General features: G+C 62.4%; 10 protein-coding genes. 7 read left to right on the top strand and 3 right to left on the bottom strand.

The window, feature by feature from the left end:
- The first annotated feature begins 17 nt into the window (after nt 1-17).
- Entirely contained in the window at nt 18-1,022 is a 1,005-nt protein-coding gene (locus HD842_RS06685) for a manganese catalase family protein (protein ID WP_183552487.1), read from the top strand.
- A gap of 90 nt (nt 1,023-1,112) precedes the next feature.
- A complete protein-coding gene (locus HD842_RS06680) occupies nt 1,113-2,021 on the top strand; it encodes a ZIP family metal transporter (protein WP_183552486.1) in 909 nt (302 codons plus the stop codon).
- A 23-nt stretch (nt 2,022-2,044) separates the two neighbouring features.
- Here HD842_RS06680 and HD842_RS06675 read toward each other — a convergent pair whose 3' ends face one another.
- From HD842_RS06675 to HD842_RS06665, 3 genes are all read right to left on the bottom strand, one after another.
- On the bottom strand, nt 2,045-4,939 hold the full coding sequence (locus tag HD842_RS06675) for an EAL domain-containing protein (protein ID WP_183552484.1): 2,895 nt from the start codon (nt 4,937-4,939) through the stop codon (nt 2,045-2,047).
- Between the two features lie 11 nt (nt 4,940-4,950).
- A complete protein-coding gene (locus HD842_RS06670; protein WP_183552482.1) occupies nt 4,951-5,790 on the bottom strand; it encodes a phosphate/phosphite/phosphonate ABC transporter substrate-binding protein in 840 nt (279 codons plus the stop codon).
- Between the two features lie 342 nt (nt 5,791-6,132).
- Entirely contained in the window at nt 6,133-7,473 is a 1,341-nt protein-coding gene (locus HD842_RS06665; protein WP_183552480.1) for an MFS transporter, read from the bottom strand.
- 162 nt (nt 7,474-7,635) lie between these two features.
- Here HD842_RS06665 and cyoA point away from each other — a divergent pair, with 162 nt between their 5' ends.
- Genes cyoA through HD842_RS06640 form a run of 5 tightly spaced genes read left to right on the top strand, consistent with a single transcriptional unit; the run spans nt 7,636 to nt 12,499 of the window.
- The gene (gene cyoA / locus HD842_RS06660; RefSeq protein WP_183552478.1) at nt 7,636-8,643 is read left to right on the top strand and encodes a ubiquinol oxidase subunit II; all 1,008 of its coding nucleotides are present in this window, start codon (nt 7,636-7,638) and stop codon (nt 8,641-8,643) included.
- A 2-nt stretch (nt 8,644-8,645) separates the two neighbouring features.
- Nucleotides 8,646-10,655: a cytochrome o ubiquinol oxidase subunit I gene (gene cyoB / locus HD842_RS06655; RefSeq protein WP_183552476.1), complete on the top strand. Its 2,010-nt coding sequence runs from the start codon at nt 8,646-8,648 to the stop codon at nt 10,653-10,655.
- Nucleotides 10,648-11,286 carry a cytochrome o ubiquinol oxidase subunit III gene (cyoC, locus tag HD842_RS06650; protein ID WP_183552474.1) on the top strand — a complete coding sequence of 213 codons (639 nt, stop codon included), beginning with the start codon at nt 10,648-10,650 and terminating at the stop codon, nt 11,284-11,286. Before cyoB ends, cyoC begins: the two co-directional genes overlap by 8 nt.
- Nucleotides 11,283-11,669, top strand: coding sequence for a cytochrome o ubiquinol oxidase subunit IV (gene cyoD, locus HD842_RS06645; RefSeq protein WP_183552472.1), 387 nt, complete (start codon nt 11,283-11,285; stop codon nt 11,667-11,669). The genes cyoC and cyoD overlap by 4 nt, the downstream gene beginning before the upstream one ends.
- Nucleotides 11,670-11,677: 8 nt before the next feature.
- Nucleotides 11,678-12,499 carry an SURF1 family protein gene (locus HD842_RS06640; RefSeq protein ID WP_183552468.1) on the top strand — a complete coding sequence of 274 codons (822 nt, stop codon included), beginning with the start codon at nt 11,678-11,680 and terminating at the stop codon, nt 12,497-12,499.
- Nucleotides 12,500-12,528: the final 29 nt, after the last annotated feature.

Raw genomic sequence — 12,528 nt, 5'->3', positions numbered from 1 at the left:
CATATGAGGATACTTTCATGTTTGCTCACAATAAGCGTTTGCAGTACACCGTCCGCGTCAGCGGCCCCAATCCCGGCCTGGCGAACCTGATGCTCGAACAGTTCGGCGGCCCGCAGGGTGAGCTTGCCGCCGCCATGCGCTACTTTACCCAGGCGGTTGCCGAGGATGATCCAGGCCGCAAGGACCTGCTGTTCGATATCGCCACCGAAGAACTCAGCCACCTCGAAGTCATCGGCAACATCGTTGCGATGCTCAACAAGGGCGCCAAAGGCCGCCTGGCCGAAGGTGTCGACATGGAAGCCGATACCTATCGCAGCATCACGGGGGCCGGTAACGACAGTCACATCACCCAGGTGCTGTATGGCGCCGGTGTGCCGCTGACCAATTCGGCGGGTGTGCCCTGGACGGCCGCGTACATCGACTCGATCACCGAGCCGAGCGCCGATCTGCGCTCGAACATCGCTGCCGAAGCGCGCGCCAAGATTGTCTACGAGCGGCTGATTTCATTGACTGACGACCCGGGCGTCAAAGAGGCGCTGGGCTTTTTGATGACGCGCGAAGTGGCGCACATGAAATCGTTCGAGAAAGCGCTGTACGCAATGGAGCCAAACTTCCCGCCCGGCAAAATGCCCGTGGTGCCGGCATTTGCCAGCGTTTACTACAATATGTCGCAGGGCGAGGGCGAGGTCCGGGGTGCCTGGAACCAGGGCGCCGACTGGGACTTCATCAGCGACCGCGACAAGCAGATGGCTGTCGATGGCGGTGCGGGCGACGCCGAAGTGGCGCTGCCGACCGACGATATCGACGTGCTGGAAATGATGGCGGCGCGCACGCTGTCGGACCCGATGGCCATGCCGCGCACCGGTTCCGAACTGGGCATGATGCAATCTGCATCCGGTGGTACGATAGGTGGCAGTAGCGGAAATGCAATGGGTGAACCCACCGTGGCATCACGCGGCGGTCCGCTCGACGATACCGGTATTGCCAAGAAAAAGAAGGCCAGCGTCAAGAAGACGACGTAAGCGAAACGACGTAAGCAAAACGCATAGCGTATGCCCACGCCGCCTGCCGCATGATCTGTGGCAGGCGGCATTCAGTTATCAGGAAGCCGCATGGATAGTCAAGTCGAGAAAGCCCCACCACACCGCGGCATGCCGAGCTGGCTCACCCCACGTCGCGTCATTATTGCTGGTATCTGCACCGTTGTCCTGTTTGTCCTGATCGGCAGCCTGATCGAGCAGTTCATGAATGCCAACCCGAAGATGCTGGCCGCCTTGCTGGGCGGCAGCGCCGCGGCAGCAGCCACTGCGCTTGGCACATTGCCCGTCTTGTTTGCACAGAATTTTTCTCGTCGTACCTACGACTCATTCCTCGGTTTCGGCGCCGGCGTCATGCTGGGCGCCACTGCATTTTCGCTCGTGATTCCCGCTTTGAACGCAGCCTCATCGGCCGGAGCGGGCAGCTGGGAATCCAGCCTGATGGTGGGCGCGGGCATCCTGGCCGGCGCCGGCGCGATTCTCCTGATGAGCCGCGCGGTCCATACCGACAGCATCCTCTCTACCGATCCCGACCAGGTGTCGTTGCGGCGCGCATGGTTGTTCGTGTGGGCCGTTGCGCTGCATAACCTGCCGGAGGGCCTGGCCATTGGCGTCGCGTTTGCTGGCATCGACCTCGAAAAAGCCACGTCACTGGCCACTGGTGTCTCGATCCAGGACGTGCCGGAAGGCCTGGTCGTGGCGCTGGCGCTGCATTCCGTCGGCTACAGCCGCCTCGCTGCTGTCGGCATGGGCATCGTGTCGGGGCTGATCGAGCCGATCGCTGCCGTGTTCGGCGTCGCGCTCATCGGTATCGCCGCTGGTCTGCTGCCGTATGCGCTGGCCGCCGCTGCCGGCGCCATGCTGCTTGTCATCGTCAATGACGTGATTCCGGAATCGCGCCAGTCGGGCAATGGCACCCAGGCCAGCATTGCGCTGGTCATCGGGTTCATCGTGATGACGGTACTGGATACGGCGCTGGCCTGATCGGCCCGCCAACACCGGCTCGCTTACATCGCCAGCGCAGCGTCGCGCTGCATTCCCAGCAGCGGCGCGCTGTCGGCACGAATGAAACAACGTGCCGGCACCAGTGGCCGATCGACATAATAGCCCTGGATTTCGTCGCAGCCAAAGCGCTTCAGTTCGCACAGCTGCTCGAGATTTTCCACGCCTTCCGCCACCACCTTCAGATTCAGGCTGTGCGCCAGGTTGATGACGGCGCGGGTGATCGCGGCGTCGTCGCTGTCATGCGGCAGGTCGCGCACGAAGGTGCGGTCGATCTTGAGCGCATCGAGCGGGAAGCGCTTCAGGTACGCGAGGCTCGAATAGCCGGTGCCGAAATCGTCGATGGACAGGCGCATGCCCAGCGCTTTGATCCGTCCCAGGATCGCGACCGCGGCGTCCGGATTCACCATCAGCATCGATTCGGTCAGCTCGAACTCGAGCAGTGCCGGCGCAATGCCGCTGGCGGTGACGATCTGCTCGATCGTTGCGGCCAGATCGTCCTGCTCGAGCTGGCGTGCCGACAGGTTGATGGCGACCGGCACGATCGGGAAGCCGTCGGCGCGCCAGGCGCCGAGCTGGCGGCAGACTTCCGCCACGACCCATTCGCCGACCGCGATGATGAGACCTGTGTCTTCGAGGACCGAGATGAATTCGAGCGGCGGCACGAGGCCGCGCTGTGGGTGGTTCCAGCGCAGCAGCGCCTCGAAGCCGCTGGTCTTGCCCGTGGCCAGATCCAGCTTCGGCTGATAATGCAGCAAAAACTCGCGCCGCTCCAGTGCCTGGTGCAGCTCGGCTTCGAGCTTGATGCGCTGGGTGGTCGCATCGTGCATGGCAGCGCTGAAGAACTGGAAATTGCCGCGGCCATTGTGTTTGGCCGCATACATGGCCGTATCGGCGCTCTTGAGCAGCTCCTCTGCACTGGCGCCGTCTTCCGGGTAGCGCGCAATGCCGATGCTGGCCGAGACGAACAATTGCTGGCCCTGCAGCAGGAACGGCGCGGCCAGCGCATCGATGATGCTGGTGCATAGCACGGCGATGTCGCCGTCTTCCACGACGTCGGGCAGGATCAGGGCGAATTCGTCGCCGCCCAGTCGCGCAACCAGATCGCCCGGTCGCGCGCAGGCCTGCAGACGCTTGGTAGCCAGCACCAGCAACTGGTCACCGACCCCATGCCCCAGCATGTCGTTGACTTTCTTGAAGTGGTCCAGGTCGATGAACATGACGCCGGTGCGTCGTGCCTGCGCAGCGGCGGCACCGATGGCCAGGTCGAGCGACTCGGACAGGTAGCGCCGGTTCGGCAGGTCGGTTAAGGCGTCGTATTGCGCCAGATAGGTCAGGCGTTGCTGGGCCGTGTGGCGCTCGATCGTGGTGGCCAGGATGTGCGCGATGCTGCGCAGGAAATTGCGGTCGTCTGCGCCGAACTGGCGGGCGTCGTCCGAGAATACGCCCAGCACGCCAAACGGGCTTTCCGTACAAATCACGCAGGCATCGACGCTGCTGCGCACCTGGTAGGCGGCGCCGACGGTCGCGAACAGCGGGCGCAGCAGGTCGGCCGGCTCTTGCTGCGGCATTGGCCCCAGCGGGCAGTCAAGGGCGAACCCGGTGGCCGAGGCCAGGGCGCCGCTGCCGGCGCGGATCACCAGCGAGCGTCCGATCGGCGCCGGTTCCAGCGAAAATAGCGCCGCACTCGGCGCATCCAGGCCCGCCGCTGCGGCCTGGATCGCTTCCCGGAATACGTGGTGCAGGTCGGTCGCCGTCAGGGCCACGCGGCCCAGCTCGGCGATCAGGTTTTCGCGGCGGGCCGTCGCCAGGATCGTGCGCTCGAAGGCCTTGCGCTCGGTGATGTCGATATCGATACAGATATAGCGCACCGTGTCACCCGCATCGAACATCGGCACGATCGTGCGGTGCCATTGCAGCGTGCGATCGCGCCCGGCGATCATGACGTCGCCTTTCCAGACGTTCGGCCCGGGTGCCCAGGCTGGCAGCGGGCCGGGGATGGTCAGGTGCGCCAGGGGTTGACCAACGACCTCGTCGCGCGACAGGCCGCTGTTGGCGATGAACTGGTCGTTGACGACGACGATGCGGCCGTCGACATCGATCTCGGACACGATCGCGGCCTGGTCCATTGCGCTCTTGTGCTGGACGAGCGAATTCATCAGGAGCTCGATGCGCTCGCCGTACTGCACGCGCAGACTGGCAGTGCCGCGGTTGACGGCCAGGATCGCTTCCTGGATCTCGAGCGGCGCGTCATCGTGCAACGGCGCCTCGGCGGTGACCAGGCCGGCGGCGACGTCGTGTTCAAAGGCGCGCAGGCCGCCAAGACGGTCTAGCCAGCGGCGCAGCAGCACGCGCATCATGAGCAGGCTGGCCGAGGCCAGCACCGAGGCCACCGCCGCGGTTTCGATGATGAGCTGCCACAGTTGGGCCGCCAGTTTGGTCACGTCGAACGACAGGCGCATGACGCCGTAATCCTTGCCACCGACCGTGATGACGCGGTTGACATCGTAGAACCGCTCGACGATCAGCGCCGTGAACCAGTCTGGCGGCGCTGCGTGCTGGCTGTCCTGCGCCTCCAGGCTGATGGCTCCGCCACCGACCTCGAGGAACTGGGCGCGGTTGAAGGGCGATTTGACGAGCATCTTGCCGAGCGTACGCTTGACCGTGTCGTAATCGCCGATGACCACGCTTTCTTCGATCGGCTGGATCACCGCCTCGACCAGCATCAGCGCATTGTCCTGCGTTTCTTCGATGTGCTGCAGGTACTGGTAGCGGTAGAACATGCCCAGGCCGGCCGCCAGCAGGAGCAGCATCGTGGCCGCGAACACGCCGAATACGCGTCCCATCAGGGAACGCGGCAGGAAGACGCGCTTGAGCAGGCGCAGTGGAGCAAATATCATGGCGAGACGTGTCACCGCAGGCTGGCCGGCGCGTCGGCGTAGAACGCGCGGTAGCTGGCGTAGTCGGCCTGGCTGGCCGGGACGAACGACAACGGCACCGGGGCGTGAACCAGCGCGCCTGATTCGGCGAGCACGCGCTTGCCTTCCGGGTCGGTGTGCATCGTGAGGAAGGCACTGGCGACGGCGCGCACCTGCTCGGCCGGCACCCGTGGCGAGGCCATCAGCGCGAGATCATTGAATGGCGCTGAACTCCACAGCACGCGAAACGCGCTGCCTTCACGGCCGCTCCAGTTCGCCACCAGCTGCGAATTCGCACCGACGGCCTTGACCATGCCGGCGAACAGCTGCGTGAACGCGGCGTCCTGATTGCCTGCGAACACGACGTTGACGGGAATATTGGCGCGCAGCAGCTGCGCGTAATTGACCTTGTAGGCAACCAGCGCCTCCGCGCCGGGAAAACTCACGGCGGCGCCGGCCAGTTCCTTGAGGTCCTTGATCGGCGAGTCGACCGGCACCACGATCTGCGCATGCACGGGCGGCGCGTTGCGGCGCCCGAACACCGTCCAGCCCATCTTGTCCCGATCGGGGCTGAACAGGTGATTGGTAAACGCGAAGTCGACTTCACGGGCCAGCACGAAGCTGGTCGTGTCGGCCGAGGTGCGGCCCAGCTTGAGCTTCATGCAGACCTTGCTGCGGGCCGAGACGTAGCTGATGATCGGATTCCAGTAGCTGGCCGACACCTGGACATTGAATTGATTAACCGGTGAAAAATTGTAGCAAGCCGGCGGGGCGGCAATGGCCGATTGCGTGACGAGAAGGGCGCCAGCCAGCAGTGACAGATGCAGATTCATGGTTGTGCGATCGTGAGAACAGGATGAAATACGGCCACGTCCCGTGTACCGGACTGGGCTCCGTGATGTCGTGCCATGCGGCAGACAAGCCGGGCGCGCGGTAGCGGTTGGGGCAAGTGCCAGCGTCGCCATCCGTCGATGGATGCGCGAACTGGCCACTGTAGCGCGGGCCGTTGGGGCACACGCGTGTCGGCTGCGAAGATCATACCATCAGCAAAGATTGCTGGATGGAATGCAATGTTGTATTTAGTAATGCAAACGGTTCATCGCCTGTGCACGCAGCCGAAAACAACAACGGCCCCGAAGGGCCGTTGTTGTCACTGTCAAAAAAAGCCAGACAGATCAGTCACGAATTTCCAGCTTGCGGTTCAGGCTCAGCGCAGCCAGCGTGGCCACGGCTGCCGACAGCAGGTACAGGCTGACGTAGCCGAGGCCGAAGTTGGCCGACAGACCCAGGGCGACCAGCGGGGCGAACGCCGCGCCGACCAGCCATGCCAGATCCGACGTCAGCGCCGCACCGGTGTAGCGGAAGTGCTTCTGGAAGTTCGACGTCGTGGCGCCCGCTGCCTGGCCATACGACAGGCCCAGCAGGGTGAAGCCGACCAGGATGAAGGTGTTCTGGCCAGCGGTGCCGCCATCGATCAGCGATGGCACGAAGACCGAGAACAGCGCGATCAGCGCGGCCAGCGTGCCGAGCGTCGTGCGACGACCGACCTTGTCGGCGATATAGCCCGAGGCCAGAATGCCCAGCGCGGCAAGCACAGCGCCAGCCATCTGGACCAGCAGGAACGACTCGACCGGACGGGTATCGTACAACTGGATCCACGACAGCGGGAACACGGTGACCAGGTGGAACAGCGCGTAGCTGGCCAGTGCGGTCATAGCGCCGATGATGATATTGGTGCCCTGATTACGCATCAGTTCGCCGACCGGGGCAGGCGTCATGTGGTTGGTGTCGAGCAGGCGTGCATATTCGGTGGTCGAGACCAGACGCAGGCGGGCGAACAGGCCGACGACGTTGATGGCGAAGGCGACGAAGAACGGGAAGCGCCAGCCCCAGGTCAGGAAGTCTTCCTGCGACAGGTTGCCGATCAGGTAAGCGAACACGCCGGCAGCGATGACGAAGCCGAGCGGCGCGCTCAGCTGACCCAGCATCGCGTACCAGCCGCGCTTGCCTTCAGGTGCCGACAGGGCCAGCAGCGATGGCAGGCCATCCCACGAACCGCCCTGGGCCAGGCCCTGGCCGATGCGCAGCAGTGCCAGCATCACGATGGCAGCGCCGCCGATTTCGCTGTAGCTCGGGAGCAGGGCGATGACGACGGTGCAGGTGCCCATCATGAACAGGGCGATCAGGAGTTTCATGTCGAGGCTCCAGCGTTTCTGGATCCACATGAAGAGCAGCGTGCCGAACGGACGCGCGATGAAGGCGAACGCGAAAATGACAAAGGCGTACAGTGTGCCTTCGAGGCGATCGGCAAACGGGAAGAAGATCGAAGGGAACACCAGCACCGAAGCGATGGCATACACAAAGAATTCGAAGTACTCCGCCGAACGACCGACAATGACGCCGACGGCGATGTCGCCGGGGGAAATGTGTTCGTCGCGGGCGTTGATGTTACGTGCGCCGCTGTTCGGGCTCGTGATTGGAGCGGCGTCGTCGCTGCCGTGGGTAGTGCTGTGCATGGTTAATTCTCCAAAAGTCGTGTCGCGGTCGCCACTATTGTGGGTAACACTATTGTTAAAATTGCATTATGGCAAAGGGTGGGACAAACTGTCCAATGTTCTTTGGCGACCGTTGGCAGTACAGTAGCACGCTCTCCCTCCATGTAACGTTAGATACCTAGCATGATTCCACAAATTGTCCGCCGCGGACTGCCATTACTTCTTCTTGCAGCGCTTGCTGGCTGCAATACCGTCGTAATGAATCCCACCGGCGATATAGCAAAGCAGCAGGCCGATCTGATCGTCATATCGGTTCTATTAATGTTGATCATCATCATTCCGGTGATGCTGTTGGTCGTCTGGTTCGCCTGGCGCTACCGCAAGGGCGCCAACGCGGCCTACGAACCTGACTGGGACCACTCGACCAAGCTCGAACTGATCATCTGGGGCGCACCGCTCCTGATCATCATCGTGCTGGGCCTGATTACCTGGGTCAGTACCCACAAGCTCGACCCGTATCGTCCGCTCGACCGCATCGACGCCAACCGGCCGCTCGCTGCGTCGGTCAAACCACTCGAAGTGCAAGTGGTGGCGCTGGACTGGAAATGGCTGTTCATTTATCCGGAACAGGGCATCGCGTCGGTCAATCACCTGGTGACCCCGATCGACGTGCCGGTGCGCTTCAAGATCACGTCGTCGACCGTGATGAACACGTTCTACATCCCGACCCTGGCTGGCATGATCTACGCGATGCCGGGCATGGAGACGGAACTGAACGCGGTGCTGAACAAGACCGGCGATTATCGCGGCCTGTCGGCCAACTTCAGCGGCGACGGTTTCTCGCACATGAAGTTTGCCTACAAGGGCGTGACGCAGGCCGATTTCGACACCTGGGTCAAGGAAATGAAGACTGGTACCGAAGTGCTCGACCGCGCTGACTACATGGTGCTCGAAAAGCCGACCGCCAAGGAGCCGGTGCGCCACTACGCACAGGTCGAGCCCGCGCTGTTCAACCGCATCCTGAACCGCTGCGTTGCTGAAGGCACCATGTGCATGAACCAGCAAATGCACGAGGATCACAAGCGCAACGAAATGGCTGCGGCCATCCGCCAGCTGCCGAAGGATGGCAAGTCCATGCTGGCCGAGGCGCTGGAAATGTGCGTCGCCCCTTTTAACACTGTGAAGAAGTAACCATGCAAGACACTTTCGACTTGACGAAGTTTATCTTCGGTCGGCTTGGCTGGGACGCGATTCCCTTCCATGAGCCGATCCTGCTTGCTACCTTCGCAGGTGTGATCGTAGGCGGTATTGCCCTCGTTGGCATCCTGACCTACTTCCGCCTGTGGGGCTCCTTGTGGAAAGACTGGATCACCAGTATCGACCACAAGAAAATCGGCATCATGTACATGATCCTCGGTCTGGTCATGCTGCTGCGCGGCTTCGCCGACGCCCTGATGATGCGTGCCCAGCAGGCGCTCGCCTTTGGCGACAACGCCGGCTTCCTGCCGCCGCACCACTACGACCAGGTCTTCACCGCCCACGGCGTGATCATGATCTTCTTCGTGGCAATGCCGTTCGTGACGGGTCTGATGAACTATGTGGTGCCACTGCAGATCGGTGCGCGCGACGTGGCGTTCCCGTTCCTGAACAACTTCTCGTTCTGGATGACCACGATGGGCGCCGTGCTGATCATGGCATCCCTGTTCGTCGGTGAATTCGCACGTACCGGCTGGCTCGCGTATCCGCCGCTGTCGGGCATCCTGGCCAGTCCGGGGGTGGGCGTCGACTATTACATCTGGTCATTGCAGATCGCGGGTGTGGGTACCTTGCTGTCCGGCGTGAACCTGATCGTCACCATCATCAAGATGCGCGCACCGGGCATGGGCCTGATGAAGATGCCAGTCTTCGTCTGGACCTCGCTGTGCACCAACATCCTGATCGTCGTGACCTTCCCGATCCTGACCGCCGTGCTGGCGATGCTGGGCATGGACCGCCTGTTCGACACCGCGTTCTTCACGAACGACCGTGGCGGCAACGCGATGATGTACGTGAACCTGATCTGGATCTGGGGTCACCCTGAGGTCTACATCCTGATCCTGCCAGCGTTCGGTATCTTCTCCGAAGTCGTCTCGACCTTCTGCGGCAAGCGCCTGTTCGGCTACACCTCGATGGTCTACGCGACCTGCGTCATCATGGTGCTGTCGTACCTGGTCTGGCTGCACCACTTCTTCACGATGGGTTCGGGCGCCAGCGTCAATGCGTTCTTCGGCATCACGACGATGATCATCTCGATCCCGACCGGCGCGAAGCTGTTCAACTGGCTGTTCACGATGTACCGCGGCCAGATCCGCTTCGAACTGCCAATGATGTGGACGATTTCGTTCATGCTGACCTTCACCATCGGCGGTATGACCGGCGTGATGCTGGCGATTCCTGCGGCCGACTTCGTGCTGCACAACTCGCTGTTCCTGATCGCTCACTTCCACAACGTGATTATCGGTGGCGTGGTGTTCGGTATCTTCGCGGGTCTGAACTACTGGTTCCCGAAAGCGTTTGGCTACAAGCTCGACAAATTCTGGGGCACCGTGTCGTTCTGGCTCTGGTCGATCGGTTTCTGGGTCGCGTTCACGCCGCCATACATCCTGGGCTTCATGGGCTACACCCGCCGCGTGAGTCACTTCGATGACATGTCGGTCCAGTGGCTGTTCCAGATTTCATTCCTGGGCACCCTGATGATCGCTGGTGGTATCGGCGCGCTGCTGATGCAACTGTATGTCAGCTTCCGTGACCGCAACACCGCACGTCTGCGCGATTTCACGGGCGATCCGTGGGATGGCCGTACGCTGGAATGGTCGACCTCGTCGCCACCACCTGACTACAACTTCGCGTTCACGCCGGTGGTGCACGACAACGACACCTTCGCTGACATGAAGAAGAACGGTTACCAGCGTCCGCTCGCCGATTTCGTCGCGATCCACATGCCCAAGAACACCTGGGCCGGTTTCGTGATCTCGGCACTGGCGTGCGCGGTCGGCTTTGCCATCATCTGGCATATGTGGGCTCTCGTGATCGGGGCGTTCATCGTCCTGCTCGGTACGATCATTGCCCATACCTTCAACTACAAACGCGATTTCTACATTCCGGCTGAAGAAGTCCTGAAGACCGAAACCGCACGTACTCGTATGCTGGAAAGCCATGTCTGAAATTAAAGCAACCATGACAGGCGGGTTGACCCCCGCCGAAGTGACCGCGCGCTACATGGCGCGGGAGCACCACCCGGAGCAGGGCACGTTGCTCGGCTTCTGGCTCTACCTGATGAGCGACTGCCTGCTGTTCGCATCGCTCTTCGCTGCCTACGCCGTGCTGGGCCGCAACTACGCGGGCGGCCCGACCGGCGCCGAGCTGTTCGAACTGCCGCTGATCGCACTCAACACCGGCTTCCTGCTGGTGTCGTCGATCACCTTCGGCATGGCCATGATCTCGGCGCAAGCCAAGAACGTGGGCAAGACCAAGCTGTGGCTGGTCGTCACGGGCCTGCTGGGCGTGGCGTTCCTGTCGCTGGAAATCTATGAATTCCAGCACCTGATCCACCTGGGCGCCGGCCCACAGCGCTCGGGCTTCCTGACCGCGTTCTTCTCGCTGGTCGGTACCCACGGTCTGCACGTGCTGTTCGGTATCGTGTGGCTGGTGACCCTGTTCGTGCAGCTGTCCAAGCACGGCATGACGCCGGAAAACTTCCGTCGTCTGGCCTGCCTGTCGCTGTTCTGGCACTTCCTGGATCTGGTCTGGATCTTCGTGTTTACCTTTGTCTACCTGATGGGAGTGCTGCCATGAGCGATCATCATAACGAGCACGACCATGGTCATCATGGTCATGACAGCTACCAGATCCACTACAGTGGCAAGGATTACGCAATCGGCTTCGCTCTGTCGCTGATCCTCACCGCGATTCCGTTCTGGCTGGTGATGGGCAATGTGCTGGCCCCGGACATGACCCGCTGGGTCATCCTCGGCTTCGCCGCGGTCCAGCTGGTGGTCCAGATGGTCTACTTCCTTCACTTGAATTCGAAGGCAGAAGGCGGCTGGAACATGATGGCGCTGGTCCTGACGCTGGTGCTGCTGGTCATTGTGATGTCGGGCTCGATCTGGGTCATGCACCACATGAACACCAACATGATGCCGGGCATGGGTGCTGAAAACACCTCCGACATGACCTGATCGTGGTGATGCACGCGCAGCAGCCGCCGACCCTGTCGGCGCAGGATCAGCCCCCGCCACGGCGTTCGCCTTTCGTGCGACGCCTGGTGGCGGTGCTGGCCTTGCTGCTGCTCGTGCTGTTTGCAGTTCTGGGGACCTGGCAGGTGTTTCGCCTGCAATGGAAACTGGACCTGATCGAACGCGTCGATGCACGTGTTCATGCGGCGCCAGCTGCGCTACCCCCGGTAGCGCAGTGGCCGCAGATTTCCAAGGAATCTGACGAATACCGGGCCGTTGCCCTGTCGGGTCACTATCTTTACCAATTCACCGCACCCGTCCAGGCTCTGTCCGAGCTGGGCGCGGGCTTCTGGCTGCTCACGCCGTTCTGCACGGACGAGGGCCACATCGTGTTTGTCAATCGCGGCTTCATCCCGTCGTCGGGCGATATCGCCACGCGCTTCCCGGCGCGCACGGCCGGGCCGGATGCCTGCGCCGCCCCGGGCGAGCCCGTCAAGCTGACCGGTTTGCTGCGTATCAGCGAACCCAAAGGCGGCTTCCTGCGCGACAACGACCCGGCCGGCAACCGCTGGTACTCGCGCGACGCTCTTGCCTTGACCGCCGCACGCGGGTTCGACGCTGCCCGCACGGCGCCGTTTTTCGTCGACGCCGGCAAGAACCAGGATCCTGCATCGGCGCCCGAGCGCGCCGTCGGCGGCCTGACCGTCATCTCGTTCCCAAATAATCACCTCGTGTACGCGCTGACTTGGTATGCTCTCGCCCTCATGGTGGCCGCAGCCTGGTGGTGGGTGGCCCGCTACGAGGCGAAGCGCTCCCGCGACGCCAACGATTAAAGACGCCCCGACCGCATTGCCGCGCACGG

The sequence above is a fragment of the Massilia aurea genome (genome assembly GCF_014200505.1).
GTDB lineage: Bacteria > Pseudomonadota > Gammaproteobacteria > Burkholderiales > Burkholderiaceae_D > Telluria > Telluria aurea_B.
This window is presented reverse-complemented; position numbering and strand designations above follow the sequence as displayed.